Here is a 14,533-nt window from a genome sequence, read left to right as displayed (position 1 = left end):
GTCCGGGGAAAAGTGTCGAAGCCTTCTCCGGGCTTTTGTTTTGCCTGGTTAACCTATAAATTAAGCCTAGCCGCTTTGTTGTATAGATCTTTTCATATTGGTTGTTTGGTTTAGGTGGTTTATTATTTAGTTGATTTTATTTATTAAAAAGCTACAGATTTACCGCAGCACAATAATTTTTCTGCCCTCTACCCTAAAATGCAGGTTGCCAAGTTCCAGTACTTTGAGCACTTCAGAAAGGGTATAGCTTCTTTCAATTTTACCGTAAAACTGGCCGTCTTTAACAGTACCTTCATAAACTACCTCTACATCGTACCAGCGGGCAATCTGCCTCATCAGGGTACGGATATCGGTATGGTCAAATTTAAAAAGTCCGTTCTTCCAGGCCACTACTTCCTCTGGGTCTACTTCCATAACCTGAATGCTACGATTATTGAAAATGGCTTGCTGCTTAGGTTTAATGATGGTACCATTTACATTTACACTTCCCTCTAACAAGGTGGTTTTAATGTTGGGTTCGTCCAAATAAGAATTGATATTGAAATGGGTACCCAACACCTCTACCGTTTGGTTTCTGCTGATTACTTTAAACGGCTTTGATTTATCATGAGCCACTTCAAAATAGCCTTCACCACTTAACTCCACCACCCTATCTTTACCTTTAAACTGGGCAGGATATTTTAGAGAAGAAGCTGCGTTTAGGATTACTTTTGTCCCTTCGGATAAGATTAAAGTATATTGCCCTCCAACCGGCGTACTAATGGTATTGTAAATTGGTTCTCGTTGTGTTTCATTATTACCAAGATAAATCAGCTGGCCATCGGCAGTTTTTTTAATGACTGTATTTGCTTCATTTGCCAGTTTCCCATTTTGGGCATCTGTTAAACTAATTTGTTGCCCATTGGCAAGGGTTAATACGGCTTTATTAGAACCCGGAGCAATATCATGAGCTTGTAATTCAGCCAGGCTATTGTTATAGTTAGGAGATTGATTTGTATAATAAAAGATTGCTACCCCGGCTACTAAAATTATCGCTGCAGCCGCAGCAATGCGCCGCCAAAGTTTAAATTGCTTTGCCGGAGCTTTCCTGGAGATAATGCCAGCATATTGAAAAGTGCGCAGGCTTAGTTCCTCATCAATGCTATCGAAATCTATTTCGTCATCTTTAAGGTAAAGGCTATCGGATTTTTGCATATACCAGTTTTCCAGCTTCGCTTTTTCTTCAGCAGATGCTAGTCCCTGATTATATCTTTGAACCAATTCTTTTGCCTGTTGCTTATCCATATCTTTTTGAGGGTTAAGTTACAGGTAAACGGGTAAACGCAAAGTTGGGGGTAGAAGAATTTGAAATAATTTAAAAATCAACGTAAAAGCAGTAAAATTCCGATTCCAATTCCCATATCATTGAGTTTTGGTTTAATAACTTTTAAGGCATTTTGAACCTGTTTTTTTACCGTTTGCTCTGAAATATTCAGTTTTGAGGCAATTTCTTTATGCGAAAGGCTATCTTTTCTACTTAACTCGAAGATTTCCCGCATTTTTGGCGGCAGTTTCTGAATTTCCCTTTCCAGAATTTCCAGAATTCGCTTTTCATCAATCGCATCCACCTGATGGTTTAAAGGGTCAGAAATAAAGCTTGCAATCTCTCCAATATAATCACTACGTACTTTATTTTTTTCGATCAGATCAAATACCCGGTTCCTTGCCGAAGTATACAGCAAACCAGAAATGTTGGTATTGTGTTTAATGGATTCTGCCTTAATCCATAAATTCCCGAAAACCTCCTGCACAATATCCTTGGAGTCTTCTTCATCCCTAAGCATTTTATAAACATGTGCATAAATTAGCTTCCAGTAGCGGCTGTAAATTTCAGCAAAAGCCTCCTTGTCCCCCTCCATTAAAAGGGAAGCCAGTTCTTCATCCGGAAATTTACTATAGGGAATCATGATATGAATTTCTTTTCTAAGGTATAAAATTTCATATAATGTCAACAATTTATGAAGGAAATAACTTAGCTAACGGGAATATTTCTCGAATTCTGGCATCTAAAACTACTATAATGTTATCAAGGAATTCACAATTAGAAATATACTAATCACTATTAAACCAAAATAAACATATTAATAAAAAGACTTGTCTTCAATCTTATGGTTAAGATATCGTCCAAAAAATATTGCAGGAATTACAGAGGGTAAAGAAATTAAAAAGTATTCTAAAATCTTTAATGTAAAGAGGTTCTTTACGAAATACCCCAAAGCAGCAAGAAAACTTGCCGGCAAGAAATATGCTTGCAGAGCGGTTGGCAAAATTAGCATACAAAATGAGCAAGGTAAAATGATTACACATCATTACTGCGATATTTGGAGATTTAAGGCACTTCTCCAGTCCCCTTGTATCATGCATAAATCTATCTTTTACTTTAGGAGACTAAAATATTTCTTATATTTTTGTTGCGGGACCAAAGGAAAACTTATGAATAGAGCATTAAACGCTTAAAGGATATTGGCAGTAGCTTGCGCAATTTGCCATTAAATTTAACATTAAAAAATCTATAAAAACTATGAAAAAAACGCTAAACCTCGCAATACTTTTACTTGTTGCACAATTGAGCTTTGCTCAATATTTTAAACTAACGGACAAGGGCTTTGTTTCAACTGATAATACTGATTTTACCGTAGTTAATGTGCCAAACATAAAACAGAAGGATTTATATAAAAATGTATTGAATGCCATTAACTCTATGTATAGCAACCCACAAAAAGGGCTTAATGTAGTTGACGGGGAAAGCATTAGTATAACAGCTTATGAAGAAAAAGCTTTGCCTGTAAAGCATAAGGCAGGCGGTTTTGGAAAAACAAGCTATAAATATGATCTATCTTATACCTTATCCTTTCTTTTTAAAGATGGTAAAATTCGGATTAACCGACCTACTTTTGAATGCAGACGATGGTATGAAGCAACTTACAGACCTACAAGTGGTTGGTCTAGCAGTGGTTGGACTACGTTGAATCTTTTAAAAGGCAAAAATGATAGAGTAGCAATCTATGACACAAATGGAGAACTTCTTTTAGAAGAAGCCGCTACTGGATTGAACAATCATTTTAATGCACTTTTAAAACAAATTATTGAAAAATCTCAAAATATAAATAACTGGTAAAAAAAACGTATCTTTCTGATAAACAATAAATTACACAGTAATAAAAAAGGGCAAAAGACTATTAAAAATCTTTTGCCCTGTTACGAGTCAGTTGGCTTGCATAATTCGAACCATTTTGTGACTCAATTGCTTTAATTAGGCAGTTTTCAAAAATTTTGAAAGAATAAATTAATTATGGGTAACACCAGTTTTTAGATCAAGTATATCCATCACCTAGAATTCTAAAAACGTCTAACCAAATTCACACCCATAGCATCCATCCTCACAATACCATATCTTTTAACGTCCGTGTATTTATAATTTTGGTACTAGTTAATTCAACAAACACCATATTTATGAAAAATAAAACATTAATAATCAGCCTATTAATTTGCATCGGAATACAGACAAACGCACAACATGTTGCTACCTTGAATAAGCGCATCCAGGCCATGGACATAGAAAAAAACCCTCAGAAGAATGTAACTGCAATGCACAAGATCATTAGAGAGTTTAAATTAGACAACCTTCGTAATGCTGATGAAATCGATATGCTCAAGGGAAACGTGGCTCTATCTTTTCTCAAAGCAGGTTTTTATGCCCGATTTGAAGTCCATATCAATACAATCAAAAACAAGTTCAACCAAACCTCCTTCCTTAATATGGCGGTGTACGATTTAGTTAAAATGAAAGTTTTTGATTATGCGCAAACAATTGCAAAGAAAACGATAGATCTTTATGATTCTTATAAAAACGATCCATTAGCAAGGCCAAAACACTTTCCACTAGAAGATTGGAACAGGTTTATGAAAATGGCAGCCTACCCCTACTATGAAAGCTATGCCGAAGTGCTACACATCAACGGCGAAGACAAGAAAGCCCTATTTTATGAAGAAAAAGCCATCCAGGGCGAGACAGGCATGATGGAATCCAGTACAGAACTATACTGCGTTTTATTGGCTGCCAATGGACAAACGGACAAAGCTTATAAGTTATTGCTTAATGCCATCAGCATAGGCAAGGCAACGATAAAAATGAATGTTTTATTCAAAAGCTTGGCGATTAAAAAATTAGGTACTGAAGCGAAAGTAACCTTATTCTTAGATTCTATCCAACTAAATATAGTCCAACAATATAGAAGTGAAATCGCTAAGAATATGTTTGTTAATACGCCAGCGCCTAATTTTAATCTACTAAATTTAAATGGCAAACGCATTTCTCTAGCCAGTTTAAAGGGTAAAGTTATAGTTCTCGATTTTTGGGCCACATGGTGCGCTCCCTGCGCTGCGGCTATGCCCGCTATGAAGGAAGTAGAAAAACGACATCCTGAGGTAATTTTCCTATTCATAGCGACAAACGAAACTGGACACCTACCCACTAAACGCGTAAAGACATACGTTTCAACTAATAAATTCCCTTTAAATGTACTTATGGACGAGCCAATGAAAACTAGTAAGCAAAATTTCATTGTTGCATCAGACTATAAAGTTACAAGCATCCCAACCAAAGTAGTGATAGACAGAGAAGGAAAATTAAGGTTTAAGACGAGTGGCTACGAATCAGATCAAGAACTTATTAACGAACTAGAAGCTATGATATCTATCGCCAAAGTACAATAATTTCTATTTTAACATTATATTAGCATTAATAATCATGTCAAACTTAACAAATCTTACAAACGCTATCAGATTTATTACGTTTATCATTGTATGCTGTGCAACTATGCCAAAGCTACATGCCCAACAGCAAACAGCATACCTTGAATTTGAAGCTACAGGTATCACGGGTAGTGAAATTAAAACAATTACTCAGGGCAATTCCATAAAGGTTTTAACAACTGGCGGTTATGTGAATGTTCGCTTAACCAATCTTTTTAAAAACACCCCAAATATAAGTGGCCGCGCCTATGACAACAATAAGTCGGAACAAACTAGTTATAATTCGCTTAATGGTCCATTATATCTTTATCCTGGTAAGGAATATTTTTTCGATGTATTTGAGACTGTTACATATAAACTCATCAAAAGGTACATCCTTCAACGACCGAAACTTTATCCCAGAATTGAGGGCTTCAAATCTGACGGTCGTCATTTTTTTACGACAAAAACCGATGCCGAAATCAATTTACAGCCTAACGAAAAAATAAGGTTCGAGGTTATACAGCGAATGGATTTTAAAGGGATGGAAGTAGAATATGTGTTACGTAACCTGAAAACAAGGCAAATGCAGCATGGAATCAGTAAACAAGGTTTCAAGGATTTAGTTTTTGCAGCAAACACAGATTATGAACTTCGAATAAATTATGCGGTTCAAAAAGAAAGTGTAAGCCTCATATATATACACGTAAAACCCCATTGGTATCAGAGTGCTATTACCTATACTATCCTGTTGGTGCTTTTATTGCTGGTTGGTGGTTTATTGCTGCTGCTAAGGTTCAAGAAGAAAATCAGTTCTTCGCAAAAAGAACAGCAAAAACTAGAGCAAGCTGCCATTCGCCTACAGTCACTGCTTAATCCGCATTTTACCTTTAATGCTTTGAGTTCTATTCAAGGTTTGATAAATACCAATCGAATTGATGAGGCCAATCAATACCTGCAAGAATTCAGTTCATTGCTACGCCAAACATTGACTAAAAGCCAACAGGTTTATACTACAATCCATCAAGAACTAGAAATTATGAGGCTCTACATCAAACTTGAAGCTTTCCGATTTAATTTCTCTTGGGAAATTGAGGTTTCCTCAGACTTAAATATTTCTACTCTAGAAATACCAACACTTTTATTGCAACCCCTAGTCGAAAATGCAATTAAACATGGTCTATCCAAACTTGGAGATCAAGGAAAATTACAAGTGAGCTGTACATCAGGAGAAAAAAAGGATACTTTTGTAGTTAGCATTAAAGATAATGGTAAGTGGGTAAATGCAAACGGTTTGGGTTATGGACTAACTTTAACCAAAGAAAGAATTGCCAATATTAATAAAATTAAAAAAAGCCAGTATATTACACTTGAGTTTGATAAAAATATGGGCACAAATGCCATTTTAACATTTCACAACTGGATAGAAAACTAGATGATCACTGCCATACTTGTAGACGATGAACCAATAAATAACAGTAATTTAAAAGCTCTGTTGTTACGCCATTGCCAACAAATGGACATAATCGCTACAGCAAACACAGCAGATGAAGCACTAAATCAAATCTTCTCACTAAAGCCTGATGTCGTGTTTCTAGATATCGAAATGCCAGACAAAAACGGTTTTGATTTATTGAAGTCGATTGAAAACCCCCAATTTGCAGTTGTATTTGTTACCGCTTACGATGCTTATGGAATTATGGCAATCAAATTCTCCGCATTAGATTATCTACTAAAACCCATAAACATCGAAGAACTTAAACATACTGTTGTAAAGATAGAGCAATCGGTGGCTGCTAAGAAACAAAATTTAAGATTAGAAAATCTCCTGAACTTATTAGATAAAAAAAACCCCGATCAAAATCAGAAAATAGCCTTACCTACACAAAAAGAAACATATTTAGTCCCTATTAAAGAAATTGTCCGTTGCGAATCATCAAACAATTATACTACCTTCTTTTTAACCAATGGAACTGAGCACCTCATTTCTAGACCATTGTATGAGTACGATGAATGGTTAACTCCTTACGGTTTTATCCGTTGTCATCAATCGCATTTGATCAACAAAAAACATGTTAAAAGTATTTTAAACGAAGATTCTGGATATTTGATTATGGATTTTAGAACAAAGAAAATACCAATCGCAAAGCAGAGGAAAGCACAGGTTTTGGCTTTGTTAAAGTCTTAGCGATATAATACATTATATATTTTTTGAATTAATTACTTACTATTTTCGTAGTTAGTTTGTTGATATTTGCTTTTAAATAATTGCTGAAAAACTGCGAATATTCAAAGCCCAATTGGAAAGCAATTTCGCTCACAGTTAAATTGGTCGTAGTTAAAATTCATTTCGCTTTCTCTATAAGTTTATCGTGAATGTGTTATTGTGTATTTTGCCTTGTCAGATTACGCAACATCCCACTCAAATAAGCAGATGAAATGCTGAGTTATTGTATTTGTGTAAATCCATGAAAAGCTTTTGATCCGTATAACTACAATGCTCGGATGATCAAAATAGCCCCAATCTAAATATTTAGCATACATCAAGTAATAAGCTTCATCGGGATGCACTCCAGTTAAGATAGATTGAATAACATTAATAGCTAACCACGATAGGAAAAATAGATTGAGAAAATGAGATTTTGAAGAAGTGGGGTTATTGGTGGTCATCTATAAATAGAATTAAGCATTGAATGTAAAATTCAGCAGCTCCATACCTTTTCTCAATAAAACGGTGGACAATTTATCCACCGTTAAACAATTTAAAAAACCTAACTGAATGTATAATTTAAGACTTTACTAATTGGATAGAATAGATGCTCCTAAAGCAAATGCACCTGTTGGATTTGCTTTCAAGCCTCGAACGTAAATCGTATAACTTTTACCTGCCTCGATTTTTTCGACCAGGCTAGTTTCTACCATACCAGTAGCATGATTTTTGATATTAAACGTCACTTTTTCTGCCGGATCGATAACCTCGAATCCAGAATACTCTTTATATGCTTTATTTGTGATAACAATCTCTTTTGTGGCTCCTGCGATAGATAAATTTAAAGCTGGAGCGTCTGGACTTAGATTAACAAATCTGATCCCTGCTTTTCCTGCAGGCAGGGATATAAACTCGTCTTTAATCAAAAGAAATTTCACATCAGCTGGATTTCCAATGATGAATAAAGAGTATGCTTTACCTTTAACAAAAGGAAATGTTTCGCTAAGCAAAGCTGTCGTTGAACCCTTTTTGTTGATTGAAATCTTCTTATCACCGGCAAGTGCCTGAGGGTAACCAAACGAATGCGTATATGCAAAATCTTTAAAATTGAACTTTGCTGGAGAGTTATTGAAGAAAACATCAAGCTTCTCTTCTGACGGCCAAACGTGAATAATGTCCAAAGCCATTACATCATTAGGAGGTAGATTTATTTTACGGTCTTTTTTACATGCAAATAGTGAGACTGAAATAATGAGCATTAAAAATATGCGAATTGATACTGTTTTCATTTTTTTATTTTTTTTGAATTTTTCAAATTGATTAATTATGTGTTGTCAATGGCCATTAACATATATCAAAACGGGGCATGAAAGCACTATACAACAGTATTGTAACAAAAATATATAACATTAAAATCAAACAACTGATTATCAGTAACATAATTTTAAAATTCTTTTCAATAAAGCTCGGCAGAAGAGTCAAAACTATTAGTTGGACTCTATTATTATTAATACTACAGGAGTTTTAAATTAGATCTTAAGTACATTAAAATTCTAAGCTAAATTTTAATCCATAGCGGTGATATTTAAAAAGTCTTCCGTTCGAAAAACCTGAGGCTGGTAACTGTATAAAGGGAGAAAGTTTAATGCTCTCTTTTGAATTCAGTTTTTGGCGAATACTTATTAAAAAATTATAATGTTGGATGCTTATTGGATATTCCTCGTTTGTTTTCTCAACATTTCGACCTCTTTTCGTAAATTCAACTCCATTGTTCGGAAGACTTTTCACCACATCAACGACTAAAGTACTTGCTTCTGAAATTACACATTGGACATAACCATCATGGGTGAAACTCGTCTTCAATCCCAATATAAAGGAACTTGTCATAGGTCGTTGAATGATCCTAATGATTACAAAGGATGAAGTCATTTCATTTGAATATATATTACTGACTGCAGAATTAACGAGCACGGGAAAGCTATCTGAATCACTGACAAGCATATGGTTGTTTGTAAATGAATAATTTTCAGATTCTGTAAAAGGATTTTGAATGTGGACAGCACTTTCATCTACTAAAGTACTTATGATATTATTTTGGACAATCCATTGTGTTTGGCTATTACTTGAATATGTAGTATCAAATTCATTTAAAGGTCTCACCGGAACATTATTTTGCACTAATTTGAGAATTGCTGCTGATGATAAAGAGGTCTTTGTATTTAAAGGATATAAAATTTCACTTTTAAATAATGCGGCATTCAACAAGTAAGATTCCCTTTCCGATTTGGAGGCAACCGCTGTTTCTGATGAAAAGTCATTGGTATCCAGTTTAAGGTCGGTGTGAAACTTTTCAACTGAATCAATTTTTATTTTTACTATTGAATGAGCCAAAGGTGTATTCGCCCCATTTAAAACAGTAATTTTTGGTTTATTGACAACAACACTATATGGCGATGACCCGTTTTGTATCTTAGGAAGCTGAATATTTACTACACGGCGATCTAATACCACCTGGTTTTTAGTACCCAATTGATGTAAAATAACAACAAATAATATCGCAGCGATTGTACTCACTTCTACAATTATTTTAAAAATATTATTTGCCTTTTTTGGAGATGGATTCAAGATATGATCTGCTGACCTGAACTGTTCATGTTTTTTGAACTGTTCCCATGCTCCCGCAGGTATCTCATACTTGATATCTTCCAATTCTGCTTTTATCTTATCTATCTCATGCATGGTAACTCGCCTTAAGTGTCATAGAGTTTGAATACAGTATGCGCAATTTGTTCTTTGCTCTGGCCAGATATACGCTACTATGTTTCTCCTGAATATTCAGTAGATCAGCAATTTCCTTATGAGAATATCCATCAATCTCATAGAGGTTGAATATTATTTTTTGGATTTCGGGTAACGCATCCAGCAGCTTTAGGATTTCTATGGTTTCCATCTTATTAACCACAATAGGCGAACTTCTATTCATGTGTACCTCCGTGATCTCTTCATTTTTTCGAAGATTTTTTGCAATCCTTAAAAAATCAATGGCTGTTCGTGAGCTGATCTTAGCCATCCACGATTTTAATCCTTTTTTTAATTCTTTTTCATCATTATGTCCTTCGTGATTAAAGCTTTCTAAATACCTAAAAATTTTAATAAAGCTGTCATTTACTAACTCTTCTGCGTCATGTGCGGTTCCGATATATCTTGTAATTATTCCCATGACGAAAGAATAGTAATTCATATATAGATACTTTTTGCCCTGCTCGCACCCTCCTCGGCAAGCATTGATAACTGATACTAAGGTCACCTTACTCAAGTGATTTCAGATTATCCTTTCTCATGAAATTGTATTCTTCCCTTTTCAGGCATAGCGCTTCGTTTAGTATAAATCAATCGTAGCGCAAAATGACTGGGGAGGAAATTGTATCGCACAATCTCTCGCTTAGTGCAAAATATCTTAATATTCATAAAATTATGTGTTGTATTTAGTGTAACGGTGTGTATGAATCAATTACAACAGATATCCCTAATTAAGTACGCACTACGATATGTACTAAGAGATACCGAACGATTTAGAATTTTTCTTAAAGAGTGACAAAAGACGTAGAATCAAGCAACGCAGAATAAACAATACCTCTCAAAAAATTAAATATGGAAATCAAATATTACAAGCTGTAGTGTAATCTTTAAAAAACTTGTCCATGAGTTAAAATGGTGATATTAGGAAAAGTTAAAAGTTTGCTAAATGGTTTACCATCTGTCGGATTTCAATTAAAGGAGGAACTATCTGAAAACATTAAACTTTGCTATTTCGCAATCACCAAGTCGCTTATAAGCCTTCCCTTGTCGAAAACTTAATTAAATTCAACATATCAGTTTGAGATGATTGTGATGCAATGACGGATAGTGATCTTTTTTAAAACAAAGGGGACTAATCTTACCCGTTACTTTATAAAAAAGTAATAAAAATAGCTTAATTGATTTCATAAAATTTAATCATCATTTCTTTAATTCTACAGGTGAAATAACTCCGAAATTTTTGGTTCTGTCTTTCCCATTTTCTGATGTAGTTCTTACCTGATAATAATTTTCTAAAATCATATCATGCATCATTATAGATTATTAATATAATGGAGCTCTTTCTATAATCGTAACTTTAAATACAGTACAAAAGCCCATAGTTTAATTGTGACTTTTGAGATGCTGGTTAGTAATGAAAATTCGTATAGAAAAATGATTTTTTTTAGTGCCTCAAAGAAATAACCTACGAATAAATAAAAATAAAATTTTTACACTCGTTTTCACTCGATCAACCTTAAAACATTAATAATCAGGACATTAACAAACAACAAACCTCCATATTCTTTAACTAAATTTTAAAGAAACACCCTACTTGATTATTGCAGTGCCCAAAAAAATTAGACAGTTTATGGAGGCATTTTTATGAGTAGAAAATCAATCAAATCTTAAAAGGAGATAAGACGAAGGATTACCAACATATTCTGCGGAGGAATAGAATGTCAAGAAAGGTCTACAGCCTTGATAATGCGTAGTAGAAATTTTTTTGGGTACGTTGAAGTCTGAGATGTTTTATCTCAAAAAATACTTGTCAATAGAAGAGTTACAGAATGGCATAGATGAGTACATAGATTACTAAACAAAAATAAGATTAGGTTGAACCTAAAAGGAATGAGCCTGGCGTTATTGAGTTAAACATTAGCGATCCAGATATTAGAATTTTCATGAGGTAAAATATTCATTTTCTTCCTGATTCGATATTTCTTTGACTCAACTGATTTAACTGTCATATCAGTGTATCTGGCAATTTCCTTGGTGTCGAAATTTATTTTCATATAACAACATAGCTCTAGTTCATTTGCTGTTAACGTGGGGATTTTAATCAGTAATCTATTTTTGAAATCAGGATAAATTTCATTAAATTTTATAAAAAATGCCGGATCTTTTTCTTTTGCCAATTCAACAAGCTGAGTCAAACCTTCTGTCTGAGCTTGTTTTCTGACTTCGCTAAGAGATTCAACAAATTCTCTCTTATCTAATTTTCGAAGATGGCGTTCGTTCCTGTACATTTTATAACGCTGATAGGCAAACCACAAACTGATAATCATAGTTATACTAATTATCAATATGATTATCAATAATGTATTTCCCTTACGTTTAAAGGTCTTTTCATGATCCGCTGTTATTACATTTACAGCAGCTGGGATGGCATTCTTCTCCAATTGTACTATACTATCAGATAAATTCGAATAAAGATTAAGATACATTAGTGCTTTGCTATCTTCCTTATTCAATTTATATACTTGAGATATTTGCTTGTAAAGATCTCTTCTTGCATAAACATTACCGCTGGCTTCTGCTAATTGTAACGACTTATGGTAATAGAAAAGGCTAGAATCGTTCTGTTTTTTCATTAAAAATAGTTTTGCTATTCCTTCTGAGGCAATTTGAATAGAAAACTTACTGCCAGTTTTTACGCCTAGTTCCATACTTTTTTTCAAGTAATAAAATGTAGAATCCTGATTGCCTTTTAGCTTCCAATACTTTGCCAGATTTGCACAAACGACAGAATACAAAATATTTTCTTTTGTACCTATTGAACCCTGTAAAGAAAGTGAAGCTTTTCTAAAATAATAATAAGCAGAGTCATTTGAATTAATTTCCAAATAGTTTGAGCCAATATTATTGTAGGCCATTCCGAAAATTAAAATGGGCGTGCTTACCTTAAGGTTGAGAATCTCTTTGTATCTTGAAATGGCATTTTTATGGAGACCTAATTTTGTGTTATTATCCCCGTATACCCTAAAAATACCTGCTTTAAATTCATTATTTTGATTGGAGAATTCTTCCTGCTCGGCAATAGTTAAACGGACTATACTTTCCTTAAATTTCCCCTGTATATGTAATGCCATCGCAATTCTGAAATTGCAAATCGCAACTCCTTTAGAATACAAAATTGCTTTTGAAGCTCTATTGAGCTCCTCATTTAAAGCAATATATTCCTTCGATTTGCCTTGGTTCAATAACATCTCACTGTCTTTCAATTTTTGATCGATTTGCTTTGGAGTAATGTCAAATCCATACAATCCCTTTGCAACGAGGCAAAATAATATAGAAAAGTAAAATTTCATTCTTAAAATTGTGATAATTTAACTGTTCAAACGGAGGGAGGCAAGCCATCGAAATGGGATGTTAAACTTAAGCGTTTGTTTATAATTCGCAATGGCAATTTAAACTTTTTAAGTTATTTAAGGAAATTATCAAAATTAAAGGAAGAATGTGAAGGCAATATTGCAAGAACAGAGGCGCAACTAACAGAATCGCTAAAAAGAAATATTCAACTTCGCAGTTAATCCCAATCCAAGAGATTACAGAGCAATAAAAAAAGGCAAAAGGCTATTAAAAATCTTTTGCCCTGTTACGAGTCGGGAACGGTTCAAATTAGCAACAAACTCATCGTTGATTTAAAACGAATTGAAGAACTAGAAACTAGGATGACAGAGTACAATGAGCTTGGTATGCTGATGATATTAAAAAAAGAAAGAGATATATGATTGTCAAAATAACATTATACAGGATATCGACATCATAAAAAATTAGTTTTTGAAAACCTTTACAAGATTATCTGCCACCGTAATCAGATACTCTTTTAAATCATCTGAAACAGACGTTGGCTTAAATTTTATTTTTTTTGGAGATTCTTTGAAAAGCACTCCATACCAAATTAAACTGCCTAAAAACTTTCCAGCATCATTAGCATGATTAGGATCGAAAACTAATTGTTCTTTATTCCAAAAATATCCAACATTGATTGAATTAGTTTGATCAGGAAGATTTGGTGCGCTAGGATTTTGGAAGTTGAAGTTTACATCTTCTTTATATCCGTATTTTTTATCGGTTGCAACCGCTTCAAATGCATCGCCTACAGGCAAAATCCTTGCATTAAACCGCTTCGCCAACTTATGATAGGCAACACGTGATAGCTGCCACATTTCTTGCTGGTTTTGGGCCAACTGCTGCTGATCAATTCTTCCAAATTTCTTGGCATCAGCACGGTAAGCCCAGGTTTGATGAATAACGATTTCTGCCTTTGGCTGGAGTTTACGGATGTAATTAACCAAGTTTTGTGCATATGGATTATAGCTTGATGAATCGCCCGATAGATAGGAATACTGCTGAATGGTAACTACATCCCAGGTACCCGCAGACAATAACATTTTTAATGATTTACCGCCATACGGTTTTCCTTTTGCATCGGTTGAGTCTTTTTCGAATTTTTCGACATAGCCCCAGTGTTGCTCTAAAGAGTGACCACCAAGTTCTGCCCTACCAATGATTAAGGTTTTACCTCTTTCTTTAGCAATTTGAGGTAAAAAAGTAGTTGCATTTTGCGAGAAACTATTTCCGATTACAAATAAGCGTAAGGTATTATTATTGCCCTGGCTAAAAGCATTAAAGCTGAAAACTAGCAAAAAGACTATAAACCAATTGCATTTAAACGTTAAGAAGTACTGCTTTTTCATCATGGGTTTT

General features: G+C 34.2%; 14 protein-coding genes. 6 read left to right on the top strand and 8 right to left on the bottom strand.

Features of this window, described 5'->3' with window-relative positions:
* Positions 1-159 precede the first annotated feature (159 nt).
* Both EHC72_RS07355 and EHC72_RS07350 read right to left on the bottom strand, forming a co-directional pair.
* Positions 160-1,284: a FecR family protein gene (locus EHC72_RS07355; RefSeq protein ID WP_131537030.1), complete on the bottom strand. Its 1,125-nt coding sequence runs from the start codon at positions 1,282-1,284 to the stop codon at positions 160-162.
* 77 nt (positions 1,285-1,361) lie between these two features.
* Positions 1,362-1,946, bottom strand: a complete 585-nt coding sequence (locus EHC72_RS07350; protein ID WP_131537029.1) for an RNA polymerase sigma factor — start codon at positions 1,944-1,946, stop codon at positions 1,362-1,364.
* A gap of 187 nt (positions 1,947-2,133) precedes the next feature.
* Here EHC72_RS07350 and EHC72_RS07345 point away from each other — a divergent pair, with 187 nt between their 5' ends.
* From EHC72_RS07345 to EHC72_RS07325, 5 genes are all read left to right on the top strand, one after another.
* Positions 2,134-2,496 carry a hypothetical protein gene (locus tag EHC72_RS07345; RefSeq protein ID WP_131537028.1) on the top strand — a complete coding sequence of 121 codons (363 nt, stop codon included), beginning with the start codon at positions 2,134-2,136 and terminating at the stop codon, positions 2,494-2,496.
* Positions 2,497-2,560: 64 nt separating this feature from the next.
* Complete coding sequence (locus tag EHC72_RS07340; RefSeq protein WP_131537027.1) at positions 2,561-3,157, top strand: DUF4468 domain-containing protein; 597 nt, start codon at positions 2,561-2,563, stop codon at positions 3,155-3,157.
* Positions 3,158-3,492: 335 nt separating this feature from the next.
* Positions 3,493-4,755: a TlpA family protein disulfide reductase gene (locus EHC72_RS07335; RefSeq protein WP_131537026.1), complete on the top strand. Its 1,263-nt coding sequence runs from the start codon at positions 3,493-3,495 to the stop codon at positions 4,753-4,755.
* 103 nt (positions 4,756-4,858) lie between these two features.
* Positions 4,859-6,208: a sensor histidine kinase gene (locus tag EHC72_RS07330; protein WP_165585779.1), complete on the top strand. Its 1,350-nt coding sequence runs from the start codon at positions 4,859-4,861 to the stop codon at positions 6,206-6,208.
* Positions 6,209-6,961 carry a LytR/AlgR family response regulator transcription factor gene (locus EHC72_RS07325; protein WP_131537024.1) on the top strand — a complete coding sequence of 251 codons (753 nt, stop codon included), beginning with the start codon at positions 6,209-6,211 and terminating at the stop codon, positions 6,959-6,961.
* 218 nt (positions 6,962-7,179) lie between these two features.
* On the opposite strand, the gene EHC72_RS07315 is transcribed toward EHC72_RS07325, so the two are convergent.
* The 4 genes from EHC72_RS07315 to EHC72_RS07300 all read right to left on the bottom strand — a co-directional run bounded on the left by EHC72_RS07315 (position 7,180) and on the right by EHC72_RS07300 (position 10,223).
* The gene (locus EHC72_RS07315; RefSeq protein ID WP_131537023.1) at positions 7,180-7,443 is read right to left on the bottom strand and encodes a hypothetical protein; all 264 of its coding nucleotides are present in this window, start codon (positions 7,441-7,443) and stop codon (positions 7,180-7,182) included.
* Positions 7,444-7,572: 129 nt separating this feature from the next.
* Entirely contained in the window at positions 7,573-8,271 is a 699-nt protein-coding gene (locus tag EHC72_RS07310; protein ID WP_131537022.1) for a DUF4397 domain-containing protein, read from the bottom strand.
* Between the two features lie 256 nt (positions 8,272-8,527).
* Entirely contained in the window at positions 8,528-9,721 is a 1,194-nt protein-coding gene (locus tag EHC72_RS07305) for a hypothetical protein (RefSeq protein WP_131537021.1), read from the bottom strand.
* The gene (locus EHC72_RS07300) at positions 9,714-10,223 is read right to left on the bottom strand and encodes an RNA polymerase sigma factor (protein WP_131537020.1); all 510 of its coding nucleotides are present in this window, start codon (positions 10,221-10,223) and stop codon (positions 9,714-9,716) included. Before EHC72_RS07300 ends, EHC72_RS07305 begins: the two co-directional genes overlap by 8 nt.
* A 1,323-nt stretch (positions 10,224-11,546) precedes the next feature.
* Here EHC72_RS07300 and EHC72_RS23275 point away from each other — a divergent pair.
* A complete protein-coding gene (locus EHC72_RS23275; RefSeq protein WP_131537019.1) occupies positions 11,547-11,639 on the top strand; it encodes an IS3 family transposase in 93 nt (30 codons plus the stop codon).
* A gap of 52 nt (positions 11,640-11,691) precedes the next feature.
* Here the strand turns inward: EHC72_RS23275 and EHC72_RS07290 are convergent, their stop codons facing one another.
* Positions 11,692-13,131, bottom strand: coding sequence for a helix-turn-helix transcriptional regulator (locus EHC72_RS07290; protein ID WP_131537018.1), 1,440 nt, complete (start codon positions 13,129-13,131; stop codon positions 11,692-11,694).
* A 465-nt stretch (positions 13,132-13,596) separates the two neighbouring features.
* Positions 13,597-14,526: a DUF4886 domain-containing protein gene (locus EHC72_RS07285; protein WP_131537017.1), complete on the bottom strand. Its 930-nt coding sequence runs from the start codon at positions 14,524-14,526 to the stop codon at positions 13,597-13,599.
* Positions 14,527-14,533 lie beyond the last annotated feature (7 nt).

It is taken from the genome of Pedobacter nototheniae (genome assembly GCF_004335085.1).
In the GTDB taxonomy this organism is placed as follows: Bacteria; Bacteroidota; Bacteroidia; order Sphingobacteriales; family Sphingobacteriaceae; genus Pedobacter; species Pedobacter nototheniae.
This window is presented reverse-complemented; position numbering and strand designations above follow the sequence as displayed.

Coding starts and splice junctions, on each gene's coding strand:
- EHC72_RS07330 (WP_165585779.1), top strand. CDS start 4,859: ATGCCAAAGCTACATGCCCAACAGCAAACAGCATACCTTGAATTTGAA.
- EHC72_RS07285 (WP_131537017.1), bottom strand. CDS start 14,526: ATGATGAAAAAGCAGTACTTCTTAACGTTTAAATGCAATTGGTTTATA.
- EHC72_RS07300 (WP_131537020.1), bottom strand. CDS start 10,223: ATGAATTACTATTCTTTCGTCATGGGAATAATTACAAGATATATCGGA.
- EHC72_RS07325 (WP_131537024.1), top strand. CDS start 6,209: ATGATCACTGCCATACTTGTAGACGATGAACCAATAAATAACAGTAAT.
- EHC72_RS07355 (WP_131537030.1), bottom strand. CDS start 1,284: ATGGATAAGCAACAGGCAAAAGAATTGGTTCAAAGATATAATCAGGGA.
- EHC72_RS07350 (WP_131537029.1), bottom strand. CDS start 1,946: ATGATTCCCTATAGTAAATTTCCGGATGAAGAACTGGCTTCCCTTTTA.
- EHC72_RS07335 (WP_131537026.1), top strand. CDS start 3,493: ATGAAAAATAAAACATTAATAATCAGCCTATTAATTTGCATCGGAATA.
- EHC72_RS07305 (WP_131537021.1), bottom strand. CDS start 9,721: ATGCATGAGATAGATAAGATAAAAGCAGAATTGGAAGATATCAAGTAT.
- EHC72_RS07340 (WP_131537027.1), top strand. CDS start 2,561: ATGAAAAAAACGCTAAACCTCGCAATACTTTTACTTGTTGCACAATTG.
- EHC72_RS07290 (WP_131537018.1), bottom strand. CDS start 13,131: ATGAAATTTTACTTTTCTATATTATTTTGCCTCGTTGCAAAGGGATTG.
- EHC72_RS07310 (WP_131537022.1), bottom strand. CDS start 8,271: ATGAAAACAGTATCAATTCGCATATTTTTAATGCTCATTATTTCAGTC.
- EHC72_RS07315 (WP_131537023.1), bottom strand. CDS start 7,443: ATGACCACCAATAACCCCACTTCTTCAAAATCTCATTTTCTCAATCTA.